The following is an 18,196-nucleotide window of genomic DNA, read 5'->3' as shown; positions in this document are numbered from 1 at the left end:
ATAAAGGCGTAAAGGAGGACGACCATGAGAATGCAGACCTATCGTAGAGCCGCCGGCATCGGCGGACTGGCAGCGGCCATCATCGCCGGGTCAGCCTTTGCGCAAGACTTCAAGATGGAGACGCCGAAATACGGCGGGACGATCGAGATCGCGACGGTCTATCCCACGATCTCCACGTTGTCCTGGGACAATTACGACTACAACTGGAAGCACAATCACGACACCGGCCAGATCTACGAACAATTGTTTGCGGCGGACATGTCGCAGGCCAGGAGCCGCGGCGGGAAATCGGCGCTCACACCCGATGGCTATATTCCGTCAGGGATGTTGCACGGCGAACTCGCCGAAAAATGGGAGATCAAGGATAATCCGCCGCAGATCGTCATCACGCTGCGGAAGGGCATCATGTATCCCGACAAGTCGGGCGTCATGGCCTCGCGCGAACTGACCGCGGAGGACATCGTCTATACCTTCAACCGGCAGAACACGAGCCCGAAGAAGCTCGAAGGAGTCTTCGACTATATCGATAACGTGAAGGCGACGGACAAATACACGGTCGTCTTCAATCTGAAGCATTTCAATGCCGAGTGGGCTTACCGGTTCGGCTATGGCTACTATTCGGCGATCATTCCGAAGGAGGTGGTCGAAGCGCCGAACGGCGGCGCGAGCAACTGGAGGAACATCAACGGCACCGGTCCGTATCGGCTGACCGATTTTGTGCAGGGCAACGTCAACGTCTACGAGCGCAACCCGACCTATTGGGGCACCGAGACGGTCAACGGCCAGACGCTCAAACTCCCTTACGCGGACAAAATCGTCTACCGGATCATCAAGGACGAAGCGACGCGCGTGGCAGCGCTTCGCACCGGCAAACTGGACATCATGGAACTGGTCCGTTGGCAGGATGCCGAGAGCCTGAAGAAGAGCGCGCCGGCGCTCAAATGGCACCGGTGGCTGGCGACCCTCGGCACCGGCCTGGCGATGCGCATGGACACGAAGCCCTTTGACGACATCCGGGTACGCCGCGCTCTTAATATGGCGGTGAACAAGGAAGAGATCATCAAGAGCTACTACAACGGCAACGCCGAAATGCTTGCCTATCCGCAGCATCCGGACTTCGGTCCCTACTATAGACCACTTGAGAAACAGCCGGCTTCCGTGCAGGAACTGTTCAAGTACGACCCCGTCAAGGCCAAGAAGTTGCTCGCCGAGGCGGGCTATCCGAACGGCTTCACTTTCAAAACTCAGGTCTGCACCTGCCAAGCAAATCATATGGATCTGCTGCCGCTGGTCGCGGGTTATCTCGAACAGATCGGCGTCAAGATCGAGATTCAGCCGATGGAATACGCCGCGTTTCTCTCGGCGATGACGTCGTTCAAGAACGCACCGGGCTATTTCGTAGACATCGGCCATAGTAACCCCACCCGCACGCTGCAACGTCTCGAGTTCGGTCAGGTCTGGAATCCAGCGCAGTTCAACGATCCCGCTTTCAACGCCAAGATGGACAAGGTCTATCTGGAGAAGGACGAGTCGGTTCGTGTGAAGATGATCGACGAGATGACGACGGATGTGCTCGACAAGGCACCGTTTATCTGGCTGCCGACACAGTACTACTTCACCGCATGGTGGCCGTGGGTGAAAGGCTATGAAGGCGAACTTCGTTCGGGCGCCGTGCGGCCGGGTCCGATCTATGCGCGCATGTGGGTCGATCAGGAACTGAAGAAAAAGATGGGCTTCTGAATTTCTAGCGAGGCAATGAAGAGGGGCAGCGTGAGAGCGCCTGCCTCCGTTTGGAGTGAACGTTCAGTGGGCAATGCACTTCTTCAAGTTCGCAACCTGACAACGAAATTCGGCAACGGTTCGGGCGCCGTGACCGCCGTCAACGACGTGTCCTTCGAGGTCAACGCCGGCGAAACGCTTGCGATCGTCGGCGAGAGCGGCTCCGGGAAAAGTGTGACGGCGCTGTCGATCCTGCGGCTGCTTCCCGAGCCTCCGGGACAAATCACCGGCGGCGAGATCATCTTCGACGGCGTCGATCTGACCAGGCTGTCTGAAAGCGAGATGCGGGAGATCCGCGGCAACCGGATCGCGATGATCTTTCAGGAGCCGATGACGTCGCTCAATCCGTCGCTGACGATCGGATTGCAGATCGCTGAACCGATCAATCTGCACAAGCGGTTGCCGTGGCAAAAGGCTTACGACAAGGCCAAGGAGTTGCTCGATCGGGTACGGATGCCGGATGCGCGGAGCCGGCTCCAGGCGCATCCGCATCAGTTTTCGGGCGGCATGCGCCAGCGCATCATGATTGCGATGGCGCTGGCGTGTCAGCCGAAGCTGATCATCGCCGATGAACCGACGACGGCGTTGGACGTGACCGTCCAAGCGCAAATTCTGGAACTGCTGAAGGAATTGACGCGAGAGACCGGGGCGGCCCTGATCCTGATCACACACGATCTCGGCGTGGTCGCGCGCTACGCCGATCGTGTCTGCGTAATGTATGGCGGCAAGGTGATCGAGACAGCGAGTGCGCTCGACCTTTATGCGCGGCCGATGCATCCCTATACGCGCGGGCTGATGGCGTCGATCCCGCGGCTGGACCAGCCGGCCGGCCTGCGCCTCGTCCCGATCAAGGGCCAGCCGCCCAATCTGGCGCAACTCCCGCCAGGCTGTTCCTTCAATCCACGCTGCAACGAGGTCGTCGATCGCTGCCGCCGGAGCGTTCCCGGTCTGATGAAAGCCGACGACAAGCATCTGCACGCCTGCTGGATAGCTCCTCATGTCTGATGCGATGGTTGAAGAAAAGCCGGCCGGCACCGCGACGTCGGACATCATTCTCGACGTGCAGGACCTGAAGATTCATTTCCCGATCCGCGGCGGCTTCTTCGAGCGCCAGATCGGCACGGTGAAGGCCGTCGACGGTGTGTCGTTTCGGGTGCATGAGGGCGAGACGCTCGGCCTCGTCGGCGAAAGCGGCTGCGGCAAATCGACGACCGGACTTGCCGTGCTGCGGATGTTGCCGATCACATCGGGAAAAATCATCTTCGAGGATGTCGACATCACCCACCACACGCAGAGCCAGATGCGGCCGATCCGGCGGCATATCCAGATGGTCTATCAGGACCCATTTGGATCGCTGGACCCGCGCATGACGATTGCCGACATCATCGGCGAGCCGCTCGAAATTCACAAGCTGCACGGCAACAAGCGCGAGCGCCGCGAGCGCGTGATGGAATTGATGGAGATGGTCGGACTGCGGCACGAGATGATCGACCGCTATCCGCACCAGTTCTCTGGCGGCCAGCGCCAGCGCGTCAGCATTGCCCGCGCACTTGCGGTCGAGCCACGGCTGCTGATCTGCGACGAGCCCGTCTCCGCGCTCGACGTGTCGATCCAGGCGCAGGTGGTCAATCTGTTTCAGGAGTTGCAGGAGAAGCTCGGCATTTCAAGCGTCTTCATCGCGCACGATCTGGCGGTGGTGCGCCATGTGAGCCAGCGCATCGCGGTAATGTATCTCGGCACGATCGTGGAGATTTCCTCGCGCGACGAACTGTACGCCAATCCGAAGCATCCCTACACGAAAGCGCTGATGGCCGCGATCCCCGTTGCCAATCCGGTGATCGAGGCGGGCCGCACCCACCATATCATCACGGGCGAAGTGCCGAGCGCGCAGAGGCCGCCGCCGGGCTGCCGGTTTCATCCGCGCTGCCCGTTGGCGATGCCGATCTGCAAAGAAGAGGTACCGCAGTTGCGGTCGGAAGGGAGCAGCATCGTCGCGTGTCATCTCTATTCGTGACACGACACGCCTCTGGTGCGTGCGCCATTCGTCATTCACACGATGAGAATCGAGGATATCAACAAGGCTCTTGATTTCATGTACGAGCGCAAGTCGATCCGTTCATTCACTACACGTGAAGCCAGCCTCACAATGAGGCAGTCCGATAACATAAAAGGAGAAAGTATCATGAGCTCGATCCACATCCATCCGTCGGTGAGATTTCGCAATGCGTGAAGCTGTCATCGTTTCCTACGCTCGAACCGGCCTCGCTAAATCTTTTCGCGGAGGTTTCAATATAACCCCGCCGATGACAATGGCCGCGCACGCGATCAAGCACGCTGTCGCCCGCTCAGGCCTAGAAAAGGACTACGTCGAAGATTGCTACCTCGGCAACAATGCCCATGCTGCCCGCAACATCGCACGGGAGGCCGCCCTTCTGGCCGGCATGCCAAAATCGACCGGGGGTGTATCCGTCAATCGTTTTTGTTCGTCTGGTTTGCAGACGATCGCTATGGCAGCAAATCACATTCGGGCAGACGGCGCTGACTGCGTTGTCGCCGGCGGCGTTGAGAGCATCTCAATTCCGGCCGGCGGAATTCCGCCTGAAGCGCAAGATCATGAAATTCTACGATACGCTCCAGACATCTACATGGCGATGATTGACACCGCTGACGTCGTCGCTGAGCGGTATAATTTAAGTCGCGAATACCAGGACGAATATTCGTTCGAATCGCAGCGCCGGATGGCGGCTGCGCAGCAGGCGGGCAAGTTCAGTGACGAGATTGTCCCTATGAGAACCCGCATGAAGATTGTGAACAAGGAGACTAAGGAAGAATCCATCGTCGATTACGAAGTGAGCCGCGACGAATGCAATCGCCCGGAGACCACCATTGAAGGTCTTGCCAAGCTACAGCCAGTGAAAGGCGCCGGACGGTTCGTCACCGCAGGTAACGCCAGCCAACTGTCTGACGGTGCCGCAGCTGTGGTTCTGATGGAAGCGAAAGATGCCGAGAAGCGGGGTATCAAACCACTTGGGCGTTTTGTTGCTTGGGCGACCGCGGGCTGCGAGCCCGATGAAATGGGCATTGGTCCAATCTTCGCCGTACCAAAGCTTCTTAGGCGACACGGCCTGAAAGTAGACGACATTGACCTATGGGAGCTCAATGAGGCGTTTGCCTCGCAATGTCTATACTCACGGGATAAGCTTGGTATCGACCCCGCAAAGTACAATGTAAACGGAGGATCGATCGCGATCGGCCACCCATTCGGAATGACAGGGGCAAGACTCACCGGCCACATCTTGCAGGAGGGCGCACGCCGAAAGGCCAAGTGGGGTGTTGTGACAATGTGCATTGGTGGGGGTCAAGGCGGCGCTGGTTTGTTCGAAATCTACAGCTAGGTGGGACAGGAAGCAGGTTCAGAGCCTTTGTCGGAAGAATGGACCGTCATGAAGACCTCAAGTCTTCGGGATGTGCTGGGGCCTGTCTATGCGCGACGTGAAGGCGAATGGTGGGCTTACGGCTTTCGCGCGAAAGAATGCCATCTAAATGACGGAGGCACCGTTCACGGCGGGATCATGATGGCGTTCGCGGACCAAGCGATAGGCCTTGTGGCCTGGGAAGGCCTCCACCGCGCGCGTTGCGTTACCGTGCAGCTCAATTCACTCTTCGTGAAGAGTGCGAGCCTCGGCGATTTCATCGAGGCGCGCGCGGTGGTGATACGCGCGACATCGTCGCTTGTCTTCATGACGGGTAACCTCTCTGTACGGGGTGAGACAGTGCTGCGGGCTGATGGTGTGTGGAAGAAACTGGGTGGCAGTTGACTCGCCGTTGGTGGACCTCTCCCTTGCGGACACATGCGGCTGCGTTTGTCGCGACGGTATGATTTGAGACACTCTCCGCGAGGACGCATGACGGTGCCTTTGGGTCCTCTTTGTCGAGAACTTCTTCTCGTGGCGGTCGTGGCGTTGTCGATGACAATGGAGCGCTGCGCTTCTGCCCGCGTTTCAAAATCGAGCTGCGCATGGCCGCGTCCGTGAAGTCCGTTCTCACGCATCTAGTCGAAGCGGCGATCAAGCCGGTTCCCTGCGTTTCTATGTACTCCTGCTGCAAGAGATGATGAATGTCTATCCGAAATGATCAGCCGCTCAGCGGACTGAAGGTCGTCGAGATCGGCGGTGGTGCCGCGGCGGCTTACTGCGGCCGGCTTCTTGTGGATGCCGGAGCGGCAGTCACGCTGGTTGCCGACGCTGAACGGCCGTGGGCTGGGTACGTCCGCGGAGACGGCGCCACCGAAACTCTTTACGCCCACTATCTCACAGCCGGGAAGCCTGTGTTCGACGGCAAGACGGGCGGCCATTCCATCGAATCGCTGTGCCGCGACGCCGACCTCGTACTCGTCGGAGAGGACGCCGGTTTCGACCCGCTTTCCGTCTCGGCGAGATTGGGCGTCGTCGACATTTCATGGTTCGGGGAGCGAGGTCCCTACAGCGCTTGGAAGGGGCTCGACATCGTTGTCGAGGCCCTGACGGGGATACCCCATCTTGCCGGCGACGCGGAAGGTCCCCCGATTCATTCCGGGGACCGCCATGCGACCCTCGTCGCCGGCGCCACTGCCTATCTCGCCTGTATGGTGGCAATCCTTTCGAGGCGGGCCGTCCGTGAACGCCGTTTCACGGTCAATATCTTGGAAGCCAACATGATCCTCAGCGAGATGGACATCCATCTCGTGGAGCACAACGGCGAGCCTCTCAAGCGGTACGGGGTCAATCGGTTTTCGCCAAACGGTCCGGTCGGTATATATCCCTGCAAGGATGGCTGGATCGGCATTCTCGCCTTCACGCCCGAGCAGTGGCTCAGCCTATTCAAGACACTGGAAATGGACGATCTCGCGGCCGACACCGGTCTTGCGACGAGGGAGCTTCGCTCTCTTCGTATGAACGAGATCGAAGAGGCGATGGTCAAGGCTCTTGCCGGGCGCACGCCGGAGGAATGGGCCGAACGTGGTCGCAACAACCGGGTGCCGATGGTGGTCGTCCCTGACGCCAAGGGGATCCTGTCGCATCCGGTGTTCAGGTTCAGGCAATCGCTCGCGATGCTGAAACTCGGCGCTGACGAATACCGTGTACCGCGAACGCCGTTCGGATTGACGCGAACGCCCTCCGCGACGGAAATCATCGAATCCTCATCCCCCGCGCGGCCCGGTGGAGCGGGCGCGTTCGCAGGGACGTCCGCCGGAACGGAAGACACGAGCACCCTGCTTGAGGACGTCACAGTCGTCGACTTCTCGATGGGATGGGCAGGGCCGCTCACGAGTCGCTTCATGGCCGATTTCGGGGCCACCGTCCTCAAAATCGAGGCCGGTCGCTATCCCGACTGGTGGCGCAGCGTGAATTTGTCGGCCGACTACATCGCCGACAAGGGGTACGAGAAGGCGTGCGGATATTGCGCGCTAAATCGCGGGAAGCAGGGAACCAGTCTCGACCTTACGACGCAGGAGGGCAGGCGTCTGGCCCTGGCTCTGGTTGCGGGCGCGGATGCGGTGGTCGAAAATCAGGCTGCCGGCGTGATGCGGAAGCTGGGTCTTGGCTACGAGGCCATGGCCGACGTGAATCCGGAGATCGTCGTGCTGTCGATGTCCGCTTTTGGCGCCGACAACACGTGGTCGGATACCCGCGCCTATGGCTCCACTATGGAACAGGGCTCAGGCCTGCCAAACTTCACCGGCTTCGAGGACAAGCCACCGACCATGGCGCACCTGGCCTACGGAGATCCGGTCGGCGGCCTGTTCGGCTGTGCGGCGCTGCTCACCGCCCTCGTTTACCGCAAGCGCACCGGAAAGGGCCAGTGGATCAACCTGAGCATGATCGAATCCATGCTGCAACTCACCACGCCGTCGTTGCTTCACTACCAGTTAACCGGCGAGGAACCACCGCGGCCGGGCAACCGGCATCCCGTGTTTTCCCCGCACGGGATTTTTCCATGCGCCGGAGAGGACCAGTGGGTAGCTCTCGGCGTCACGGATGCGGCGTCCTTCGCCGTGCTTGCCCGGACGATTGGGCGCGATGACCTCGCTGGCGACGCCACCCTGTCATCCGCTGACGAACGCCGCGCAAGGCAGGACGAGATCGAGGCAGCGATCAGCGCCTGGACGCGCGCATGTACCCCGGGAGGGGCCGCATGCACGCTGCAGGCCGTCGGGGTGGCCGCGGCACCCGTGCTTCACACGGAAGAGATCGTCGGCAACGGGCATTTCGAGGACTCCGGCTTTTTCATGGATCTGGAACGCGAAGTTTCCGGGCCGCAACGTCAGTGTGGCATCGGCATCACGCAGGACGGCAAGCGCCTGGGCGCGCGAAACCCCGCCCCGCTCATGGGCGAGCACACCAAGGCGGTCTTGAGCCGGTTCGCAAGCGTAGATGGCGCGACGTTCGATGATCTGGTTGGCGACGGCGTCATCAGCTTCGTGCCGACAGCCTCGCACGCTAAGATACTCAAAACCCAGGCGCCGGCGGCTGGGAAAGACGCCTGATATATTCTACCTCACACGGTATATCGACAAGGACTCACAATATAGGCTCCGCACACTCGCGTGGCGGACGAGGCGATTCTCCTGCCGCGGGTGAGCGGCGAGCTCACCTTCAACAACTCATGCGCCGCGGTTAGGAACGGAGCGTGTGGGATGCCTGCACCGTCATGATCGACAACCCCTCGGTGTCGCGGCCGGGGCCGGGAACGAGCCATGGTGTTCCACGGGTAATCAAAAGCATAGATCCAGCGGCGAGGGAGATTGTCCGGTGGTATCCGCAAATCTGCCTATCGCGCCGGGACCGGGTTTGGCGGCGACTTCGCCGACGCCTTGTCGACCTTCTTCGACCAGGAGCGATAGTAAGCCAGCACCGTCATCAGGATGATGCCGACGGCGCTGACCAGAATCTGCATCCAGATGCTGTTGGAGAACTCGACAAGGACGAGATGCGCGATCACTGCGAGGAAGACGCCCGTACAGAAGACCTCTAGCGATTGCTGACCGCATTTGATCATCGGGCGAAAGATCGGCCACTGCAGGCCGGGCCAGTCCTTTGGTAGGAAGCGCGTGACGAAGAAGGCAAGGACCGCAAAATGCAAAAGGCGATAGGGCGCGAGATTGGTCTTGTCGTTTGGATTGAACGCATCATAGAGCCAGGCTGGCATCGCGTGCCCAAACTCGGGGAAGCGACCCGCCAAGGTCATCACCAGCGCAAAAAAGAGATAGGCCGCGCCGAGCAGCAGGAAAGCGCGCGAACGGATCAACGTCATCGATTCGCCGGCGGCGCCCAGCGCGAACCAGCCGCCGAAGACGAACAGGAACTGCCAGCAGAACGGATTGAAGTACCACTCGCCGCTGGGATAGGCCGGCAAATTCCAGCCGAAATAACGCGCGGCGAGATACAGCAGAAATGACGCCAGCAGCGTTAAATTGAGCCACCGCAGCATCAGCCAGAGCACCAGCGGATATACCACCATCAGCGCGATATACAGCGGCAGTACGTTGGCGCCGACCGGTCGTGGCAAGCCTGTTCGCAGGTTGGTTGTGCATGCTCCGCCATCGAGCGGTCCGCGCGTGGCGTTCGCGTGCATCTCGGACCGCTCCGCTGTTTCTGAAAGCTAATACTCAGTATATATCTCTATATTGGCAGACTTGGCGTCCATCAACAAATGGAGGTCGTATGCATTAAAGATGCTATAACTAGCATAACTAGGCAATTATTCCGAGTTGTCGCTTTGATTGATACCCGGATTGCACAATCTCTAAAAGGATGTATACTGAGTAACTGCGGGCGCGGCTCGGAGGTGCGGTATGGCTTGGCGAAAAGCGATTTCTTTGGGTGAGCTGAGGCGCGAAGGCGTCAAGGGCGTTGAAATCGACGGAAGGCCAGTCGCTCTCTACCGCCTCGGCGATGAGGTGTTCGCTTCACATGGCATTTGCACGCATGCGCTTGCCTTTCTTGCGGACGGATTTGTGGAAGATGGCAAAATCGAATGCCCCCTTCACCAAGGTCTTTTTGATATCAGGTCAGGAAGAGCGCTTTGTTCGCCGGTCGCGCAGGACCTTAAGACGTACGCCGTCAAGATCGAGGATGGTGATGTATTCGTTGATCTAGACGAGACGGGAAGGGCTGAATCGGAAGAGCAGCGCAAGCAGGGCGATCTCGCGTCGAGTATGTCGAGCGATCCGGTTGTCATCGTGGGGGCCGGCCAAGCTGCAGCAGCAGCTATTCGTAGCATGCGCGCGAGCGGTTTCGAGGGCGCGATAGAACTTGTTGGCAGAGAAGAGCGCCTTCCGTACGAACGTCCTCCGCTTTCAAAGGACATCCTGCTCGGCAAAGCGTCAATTGAGTCCTGTGCGCGGTTGTCTGATGCCGACGTGCCCTCTCTGGGCGTAAAGGTTCATCTTGGCTGTTCCGCTGTACAGGTCGATCCCGACGATAAGATCGTCAGTTTGAGCGATGGAGCTAAGCTTCGATATAGTGCGCTACTCTTTGCGACGGGCGGCCTTCCGCGGCAGCTGCCGATGGCAAAGGTGGATTTGCCAGGAGTCCATTATCTCCGCACGATCGAGGACGCGCATGCCATCAGGCAATCTCTTGCGAACGGGAAGCGCCTCGTAATCGTCGGCGGGGGCTTTATTGGCCTAGAACTCGCTTCAGTCGCTGCAACCCTTGGACTCTCCACGGTCGTCCTGGAGCGCGAGGCCGAGTTGATGGCGCGAGTGCTGCCGCCATCATTGGGGCGGACGTTCCGTGCACTCGCGGAGCGTCACGGTGTGTCCGTCCGGCGAAAGGTAGACGTTCGAGATATTCGTCGCGATGGCGCGCGGATAGTGGTCGATACCTCGGGCGGTATCCTTGAAGCGGATATTGTATGCATTGGGGTGGGGTTGGCCCCCGAGACGGAGGTAGCCGCGGCAGCCGGTTGCGATGTTGACGGGGGTATCGTTGTTGATGAAGAGCAGAAGACAAGCGTTGCGGGCATATGGGCAGCGGGTGACTGCGCGCTGTATCATCGCCCCATCAGAGGGCGTCGCTGCCGCCTCGAGAGTTGGCATAACGCAGAGCAGCAAGGCGCCGCCGCCGGGCGATCGATCGCAGGGTTGCCGCCCAGCTCAGATATTCAACCGCCGTGGTTTTGGACCGATCAATTCGGTCTGAATATCCAGATTCTCGGTGTTTCGGATTCCAACGACCAGGTTGCGCTTACTGGAAACGATGGCGAGCCGGGTGCCGTTTATCGGACGATCGATCCGGACACCGGGTGGGTCACCAGTGTCATCGCGTTTTCTGATCCTGCCGCAATACGACAAGCGCGGAAGGAGTTCGCGGATGCGGAGCCTTTCGATGCCGCAAAAGTATCAGCCGTGCTCCTAACGGGCGACAGCAAAAAGGAGGATAAGCAGGTGAAAGAGGCTCCGGTGTCGACGATTTCGAAGCACTATGTTTGGCCATCCGAGGGGCTGACTAGGGTGCCCGACTGGGTCTACACGGATAGTCACATCTACCAGCGCGAAGTCGAGAAGATCTTTCATGGGCGGACATGGAATTATGTCGCGCTCGAAAGCGAAATTCCAAACGCAGGCGACTTTATCCGCTCTAATGTCGGGCCAACGCCCGTCGTCGTGTCGCGTGCGGAGGATGGTTCGATCAATGTCTTCGAAAACCGATGTGCTCACCGTGCTGCTGAGTTCTGCCGCGAACTGAGCGGAAACGCGAAAGAGTTCGTGTGCCCCTATCATCAGTGGTCTTACGACCTGAAGGGTAATTTGTCGGGAGTGCCGTTCCGGCGAGGCGTGGACGGTAAGGGCGGAATGCCGCGTGAATTCAAGAACGCGGACCACGGCCTCAGGCAATTAAATGTCACGGCCCATCGCGGCGTAGTCTTCGCTTCCTACTGCGCGGACATGGAGCCGTTGGCCGAATATCTCGGATCCGAAATCCTTCGCGAGTTCGAGGCGACGTTCGACGGTCGAACTCCCAAAGTTCTGGGCCACTATCGACACAGCCTTCCGGGAAACTGGAAGCTCTATCACGAAAACCTCAAGGATCCTTATCACGCCACGTTGCTGCACACATTCCTGGTGACATTCGGTCTTCTGGTCGCCGGCAACAAATCTTCCATGATTGCGGACGCCTCAGGTCGGCATGGGGTGATGGCATCGGCAAAGTCGGACGCGAGTAAGCTCGACAGCAGCACCAAGAAGGAGATGCGGGCTTACAAAGAAGGAATGCAGCTCGAAGAGCCGCGCTTCATGGATTTCGTCAACGAGTTCGATAGTCCGTGGTCGGTTACCATGACCACGATCTGGCCCAATCTGATCGTGCAGCGGGAGATGAACACGCTCGGTGTTCGACAGATTGTTCCGACCGGGCCGAACGAGTTCATCATGAAGTGGACTATGTTCGGCTTCGAAGGCGACGACGAGGAGATGACCCGTCACCGGTTGCGACAGGGAAATCTGATGGGCCCCGCCGGCTTCCTGGGCCTTGAAGACAACGAAGCGATCAAGTTCGTGCAGGACGGCATGCTTTCGGTACCCGATGGTCAGCACGTGGTCGAATTGGATCCCGGGGTCATCGGCACGGCGGACACGCTGATATCGGAGGCGTCGATACGGGCGATGTACCAGCACTGGCGCAGCGCAATGGAACTCTAACCGAACGAGATATGGGCTAGTAAAAATGTTGGCAACCGATCCCGCCCACACGGCGCAAATCCATCAATTGCTGCTTCGGAATGCCATTGAGCAGTTCAACTGCGGATATGCCGCGGCTTTGGACGAGCAACGGTTGTCCGACTGGAGCGAAATGTTCACGACGGATGCAAGCTATGTCGTTTTGTCGCGCGAGAACGAAGATCGCGGCCATCCGGTTGGTCTTATCTATTGCGAGAACAGGGGCATGATCCGGGACCGCGCGTTCGCTTTGGAAAAGACTGCGATGTTTGCTCCGCGATATCTTCGTCATATGATCAGCAACTTGCATCTGCTCGGCGAAGACGATGATGGAAACATCAAGGCGCGGGCGAACTACGTTGTGCTCCAGGTACTGTTCGACAGGCCGGACGCGACGATACATCAGGTGGGGACTTACTACGACGTGTTTAGGCGCACCGACCAAGGCCTTAAGCTGAGGCAGCGTCGATGCGTCTACGACAATCTGCTTGTCCCCAACGCGCTCTGCATTCCGGTGTAGGTGGGAAGCCTGCGCACGGTCGAATTTGACTGTCGTGACGTCGAGGATGGTTTGCTGGAACGCATGAGAAGGTCCCGATGAACAAGGCCGAGACAGGCGGGGAGGGCATTGGAGCCCGAGCCCGGCGTAAGGAGGATGCGCGACATCTACGTGGCCAAGGACGCTTTGTCGGGGATATCTATATGCCCGGGTTGCGGGAAGTGGCCTTCCTGCGAAGTCCGATCGCGCATGCCAAGATTGCGAGCAAGAAGAAGTCACTGGAGTACGCCGACGCGACCTTCTTCTCTGACGATCTTCTCGGTGTCACGCCGATCGTTACCCGGTCGTCCATTCCCGGCTACAAAGTATCGCAATATCCGATCCTCGCCACCGACAGGGTGCGCTTTGTAGGCGAGCCGGTTGCGATGTGCGTGGCGAAAAGTCGCGCGATCGCGGAAGATCTGATTGAGCAGGTCGAGATCAGCTATGACGGACTGCCGGTTATCGCATCGTGCACGGCTGGGCGTCGCGAGAACGCAGAGCTGCTGCATCCGGAGTGGGGGGATAACCTGTTTCTGGAGACATTCTTCGACAGCGGCGTCGACGACGTGATCGCCAAGGCGCCGGTCTCGGTCGAGCTCGAGATGTTCTGCGCGAGGCAGACTATGCATCCCATGGAGGGCAAGGGTGTGTTGGCCTGGTGGGACCATCGAGCCGACCAACTTGTGGTGCACACGTCGACCCAGGTGCCGCATATGATACGAGCCGGGCTCGCCGAATGCCTTGGGCTCCCGCAGGCACAGATCAGGGTTGCCCCGCCCGATGTTGGCGGCGGCTTTGGCTACAAGTGCTTGCTTCAACCGGAGGAGGTTGCCGTCGCCTGGCTGGCGGCGAATTTCAAGAAGCCCTTCCGTTGGACCGAGGATCGCAGGGAGCATCTTGTGGCCGGCGCGAATGCGCGGCAGCACGAATATCGCGTCAAGGCCTATGCGGATTCAGAAGGACGGCTCCTCGCTCTTGATGCCGAAGTATCGGTGGACACCGGCGCGTATTCGGTATGGCCGTTCACAGCATGCCTCGAAGCCGCTCAGGCCGGAGGAAATCTGCCTGGACCGTATCATCTGGCCGCCTACCGATGTCGGACCTATTCGGTTGCTACCAACAAGCCGCCTTTCGCTCCTTACCGCGGCGTGGCGCGGCCGGGTGTCTGCTTTGCAATGGAGCAGGTCATCGATGCGATTGCGCAGAAGGTCGGACGGGAAGCATGGGAGGTTCGCCGCGACAATCTGGTCCCGGCTGCGGCAATGCCCTACACCAACATCACTAACAAGCACTACGATTCCGGCGACTATCCGGAGGCGCTCGTTGCGGCAAAGGACATGATCGGTCTTGAGCAGTTCCGGGCCGGGCCCAAGCGCGACGATAAAGGGCGCTACCTTGGGGTCGGGTTCGCCAGCTTCACCGAGCAGTCTGCGCATGGCACCAAGGTGTTTGCATCCTGGGGATTGCCGCTGGTGCCAGGCTTCGACCAGGCTCACGTGAAGCTGACGCCCGACGGCGCGCTGGAAGTCGCCGCAGGCATTCACACGATCGGGCAAGGTCTAGAAACGACGCTGGCGCAAATCGCTCACGAACAGACGGGGGTTCCGCTCAAGCACATCAGAGTGACTCTCGGAGACACCGCAACGACGCCTTTTTCGACCGGCGCTTATGCGTCGCGCGGAATCGTCATGTCGGGTGGCGCGGTCTCGCGGGCCGCTGAAGTCGTTGCGCAGCGTATCAAAGCAATTGCAGCCCACTTGCTCCAGGTCGAACCGGCAGCCGTCGGATTTGCCGAGGGAAGAATCTTTGCCGCGAACGCCAGTGTTTCTTACGAGGATGTCGGGCGCGCTTGGTATCTTCGGCCGGACCAGCTTCCGGACGCCGTGAACACTGCTGGCCTGGAGGCGACCGAGGGGTACAAGCCTAAGGTCGATACCGGCGTTTTTTCCTACGCCACACACGCAGTCCGGCTTGCGGTCGACGCCGAGACCGGCCTTGTCGAGATCCTCGACTACGCGATCGTCGAGGACTGCGGGCGCATGGTCAACCCGATGATCGTCGAAGGGCAAACCTACGGCGGAGCCGCGCAAGGTATCGGTACCGCGCTGTTCGAAGAGAGCCCCTACGACGACAACGGTCAGCCGCTCGCCTCGACGCTCCTCGATTATATTCTGCCCGGTCCCACGGAGCTGCCCGCGTTTCGGATTGATCACCGCGAGACGCTCTCGCCGTACTCGGCCCATGGCATCAAGGGCGTGGGCGAGGGCGGAGCCATTGCGCCGCCAGCTGCAATCATCAACGCGATCAACGACGCCTTGGTGCCATTGAACGCTGCGATACGGCAGGTTCCGGCGAGCCCACGGCGGATACGCGATGCCATACGGCACGCAAGTCCGTCAACCCAGGCCGCCGGCGCGGAGAGCGGGCGATGAAGGCGTCGGCTTTCGAACTCAAGCAGGCGCGCACCCTTGGTGAAGCAGTTGAGCTGCTCGCCACATCGGACGGAAACGGCAAGATACTGGCCGGAGGCCAGTCGCTGGTGCCGATGCTGAACCTCAGGCTGGCCCGACCCAAGCTCCTGATCGATATCAAGCGCGCAGCTGGCCTTCGCGAGCTTGCTGCCGACGATAAGGTCTTTTCGATCGGTGCCGGATGGACCCATGCCGAGATCGAGGACGGTGTTCTGGAAGATCCAACGCGCGGGCTGCTGAGATCGGTCGCTCACGGGATCGCCTATCGGGCTGTCCGTAACCGGGGCACCATGGGCGGTAGTCTAGCGCACGCCGATCCGGCCGCAGACTGGGTGTCAACGCTCGCGGCGCTTGGTGCAACGATCATCGTTCAGGGCGACAGGCAGTCAAAGCGCCACGCCGCGGAGACTTTTGTCGAAGGTGCCTTCACAACGAAGCTTGGCGAAAGCGACATCATCTCGGCTGTGGAGGTCCCGCGGCTCTCGGCCGATGCAAGATGGGCCTACCACAAGATCTGCCGTAAGACCGGAGAATTCGCCGATGCGATCGGCGTCATCGTTCTAGATTCGAGGTCAAGCCTGTGTCGAGTGCTTGCGGGGGCGACTGATGGCTCCCCGGCGCTGCTGCCAAATACCGCAGCGCGTCTCGTTGAAGTAGGGCCGAGTGTGGCGTGCCGCGTTGTGCTGGAGGAAATTCGCGAAATTCTACCGAACTTGGATCGTGATGCCCAGGAGTTGCATGCGGTCGCGGTTCGCCGGGCTCTGGCGAGCTTGGACGAGGGGCTGCACCGATGACGCAAGTGTCCATGACCGTAAACGGCGGGGTCGTTTCGGCCGATGTTGAGCCGCGCATGCTGTTGGCCGATTTCCTGCGCGGCGAACTTCAACTCACCGGAACGCATCTCGGATGCGAGCAAGGTGTGTGCGGCGCTTGCACGGTGGTGCTCGATGGGAAGATTCAACGCTCTTGCATCACATTTGCGGCCGATTGCAACGGTGCGAACGTCACGACGATCGAGGGCTTCGATGACGACCAGACCATGCAGGAACTGCGTGAAGCGTTTTCGGAGTGTCACGCCTTGCAGTGCGGCTTCTGCACGCCGGGCATGCTGACGACGGCGCGCGACATCGTCCTGCGGCTCGGCGATCTCGACGAGCGGGCGCTGCGCGAGGAACTCTCGGGCAATCTCTGCAGATGCACCGGTTACGTCGGTATCGTTGCTGCTGTCAAAAAGGTCGCATCGGGAAGGAAGCCGGACGTCCCGGCCGCGTCGGCTCCGGTTGCTGTCCGGAAGTTGGATGTTGCCAAATCTACGTTTGCGGCGGTTCCGACGACGAATGTTTCAGCAGCGCGTTCGGCATCGGTATCCGCATCGCCAGTTGCTGTAGCTGGAAGCACGTCGATCGAGGAGCGCGTCAAGATTTCAGCGCCCATCGAGCAGGTTTGGGATCTCCTATCGGACCTTCGCCGGGTGGTCCCCTGCGTGCCAGGAGCGGAGATAACCTCTCTCGACGGAGACGATCTGGTCGGGAGAGTTCGAATAGCACTTGGCCCGATCAAGGCCACGTTCAATGGCCAGGCGAAGGTTGGAATGGATGCTTTCAAGCGAGAGGGATGGCTCTCCGGCCGCGGGCGTGACACTGGGCAAGGATCGGCAGCTGAAGGCAGTGCGCGCTGGTCCGTCCATGAAGATGGGCCAGCCGCATCGGTTATTGCGGTCACCCTGACGTGGAAGTTGAGTGGGCCACTCGCCCAATTCAATCGAGCCGGGCTAGTACAGGATGTCGTACGTCGGTTAGCGACGACCTTTGCCCAGAATCTGGAAGCCACCATCACTGGAACGCCTCTCAGATCTGAAGGGACGGCAGCCCTCGGTGGTTTCGGCCTGATTTGGTCGGTCATCAAGGCGCGTCTGTTCTCACGGAGATAGGTCGCCGGAAGGCGGCCCCCGCCTCGCTCGCGAGGGGTCATAGCACCTACAGTTACGAGGCATACTGAGTAATGTCAGGCTCGCTGACTTATTCGTCTCCGCGGGCCGTTGCCTTTCGTCGACCGGACGCTGCGGAGGCCTCCGGCAGGCTATATTTGCTATTGCCCTCGATAAGCTCGGCCACCATCGCAAGAAATGCGGCCCTGTACTCCGGCCTTAACGGCGCGAGGAAGCGATCCTGGGCGCGGCGCATGCTGTCGTACATTCGGTCGGCGACGCTCTCGCCCTCCTTGGTCAGGAAGGCCACCATCGAGCGGCGATCCGTCTTGCTTCTTTCGCGCCGCACCAGGCCGCGTTCTGATAGGCGGTTCAAAACATCTGCTACATTCGTGCGGTCTATGCCGACTTCGCCACCTAACGTGACCTGATCTATTCCAGGATTGTTGAGCAGGGTCGTGATCAGGCCGTACTGCACGGGCGTGATTCCAAACTCCTGGCATTCCTCAAGAAAAATCGCCGAGTGAATCTGATGTAAGCGGCGGATCAGGTAGCCCGGGCGCGATGCCAGGGGCATCCGCGCCATTTCCACCTTGACCTCTGACTTCGTGGAATTGGCGGGTGACTGCTTCTTCAACGTGCATTCCTTCCATTCTTTGAGCGGTCGACGGGCAGCAATTGAGCCGAAGGCCTATTGACTGCCGGCTCAATTACTCAGTATACATCCCTTTATCGCGCGCGGTACCGCCAATTTCAGGGGCCACCTGAGAATAAAA

The 18,196-nt window shown here is 59.8% G+C and carries 13 protein-coding genes; 11 read left to right on the top strand and 2 right to left on the bottom strand.

Annotated elements, in window-relative coordinates; genetic code table 11:
* Positions 1-24 precede the first annotated feature (24 nt).
* The 6 genes from ACVMDN_RS30875 to ACVMDN_RS30850 all read left to right on the top strand — a co-directional run bounded on the left by ACVMDN_RS30875 (position 25) and on the right by ACVMDN_RS30850 (position 8,305).
* Positions 25-1,740, top strand: coding sequence for an ABC transporter substrate-binding protein (locus ACVMDN_RS30875; RefSeq protein ID WP_456834754.1), 1,716 nt, complete (start codon positions 25-27; stop codon positions 1,738-1,740).
* A gap of 66 nt (positions 1,741-1,806) precedes the next feature.
* A complete protein-coding gene (locus ACVMDN_RS30870) occupies positions 1,807-2,784 on the top strand; it encodes an ABC transporter ATP-binding protein (protein ID WP_456834755.1) in 978 nt (325 codons plus the stop codon).
* Positions 2,777-3,793: an ABC transporter ATP-binding protein gene (locus ACVMDN_RS30865; protein ID WP_456834756.1), complete on the top strand. Its 1,017-nt coding sequence runs from the start codon at positions 2,777-2,779 to the stop codon at positions 3,791-3,793. The genes ACVMDN_RS30870 and ACVMDN_RS30865 overlap by 8 nt, the downstream gene beginning before the upstream one ends.
* Before the next feature lie 208 nt (positions 3,794-4,001).
* On the top strand, positions 4,002-5,174 hold the full coding sequence (locus tag ACVMDN_RS30860) for an acetyl-CoA C-acyltransferase (RefSeq protein WP_456834757.1): 1,173 nt from the start codon (positions 4,002-4,004) through the stop codon (positions 5,172-5,174).
* A gap of 48 nt (positions 5,175-5,222) precedes the next feature.
* Entirely contained in the window at positions 5,223-5,597 is a 375-nt protein-coding gene (locus ACVMDN_RS30855) for a PaaI family thioesterase (RefSeq protein ID WP_456834758.1), read from the top strand.
* A gap of 299 nt (positions 5,598-5,896) precedes the next feature.
* Complete coding sequence (locus ACVMDN_RS30850) at positions 5,897-8,305, top strand: CoA transferase (RefSeq protein WP_456834759.1); 2,409 nt, start codon at positions 5,897-5,899, stop codon at positions 8,303-8,305.
* Positions 8,306-8,589: 284 nt separating this feature from the next.
* Here the strand turns inward: ACVMDN_RS30850 and ACVMDN_RS30845 are convergent, their stop codons facing one another.
* The gene (locus ACVMDN_RS30845) at positions 8,590-9,327 is read right to left on the bottom strand and encodes an OpgC domain-containing protein (RefSeq protein WP_456834760.1); all 738 of its coding nucleotides are present in this window, start codon (positions 9,325-9,327) and stop codon (positions 8,590-8,592) included.
* A gap of 286 nt (positions 9,328-9,613) precedes the next feature.
* On the opposite strand from ACVMDN_RS30845, the gene ACVMDN_RS30840 reads away from it, so the two are divergent.
* The 5 genes from ACVMDN_RS30840 (at position 9,614) to ACVMDN_RS30820 (ending at position 17,423) form a co-directional block, all read left to right on the top strand.
* Positions 9,614-12,463: an FAD-dependent oxidoreductase gene (locus ACVMDN_RS30840; RefSeq protein ID WP_456834761.1), complete on the top strand. Its 2,850-nt coding sequence runs from the start codon at positions 9,614-9,616 to the stop codon at positions 12,461-12,463.
* A 25-nt stretch (positions 12,464-12,488) separates the two neighbouring features.
* Positions 12,489-13,001, top strand: a complete 513-nt coding sequence (locus ACVMDN_RS30835) for an aromatic-ring-hydroxylating dioxygenase subunit beta (protein ID WP_456834762.1) — start codon at positions 12,489-12,491, stop codon at positions 12,999-13,001.
* A 77-nt stretch (positions 13,002-13,078) separates the two neighbouring features.
* Complete coding sequence (locus ACVMDN_RS30830; RefSeq protein ID WP_456834763.1) at positions 13,079-15,454, top strand: xanthine dehydrogenase family protein molybdopterin-binding subunit; 2,376 nt, start codon at positions 13,079-13,081, stop codon at positions 15,452-15,454.
* Positions 15,451-16,287: an FAD binding domain-containing protein gene (locus ACVMDN_RS30825; RefSeq protein ID WP_456834764.1), complete on the top strand. Its 837-nt coding sequence runs from the start codon at positions 15,451-15,453 to the stop codon at positions 16,285-16,287. The genes ACVMDN_RS30830 and ACVMDN_RS30825 overlap by 4 nt, the downstream gene beginning before the upstream one ends.
* Positions 16,284-17,423: a xanthine dehydrogenase family Fe-S subunit gene (locus tag ACVMDN_RS30820; protein ID WP_456834765.1), complete on the top strand. Its 1,140-nt coding sequence runs from the start codon at positions 16,284-16,286 to the stop codon at positions 17,421-17,423. The genes ACVMDN_RS30825 and ACVMDN_RS30820 overlap by 4 nt, the downstream gene beginning before the upstream one ends.
* Positions 17,424-17,511: 88 nt before the next feature.
* On the opposite strand, the gene ACVMDN_RS30815 is transcribed toward ACVMDN_RS30820, so the two are convergent.
* Entirely contained in the window at positions 17,512-18,057 is a 546-nt protein-coding gene (locus ACVMDN_RS30815; RefSeq protein WP_456834766.1) for a MarR family winged helix-turn-helix transcriptional regulator, read from the bottom strand.
* Between the last annotated feature and the right edge of the window lie 139 nt (positions 18,058-18,196).

The sequence above is a fragment of the Bradyrhizobium sp. USDA 4510 genome (assembly GCF_054059095.1).
The sequence above is the reverse complement of the archived record's forward strand: the minus strand, read 5'-3'. Positions and strand labels throughout refer to the sequence as shown.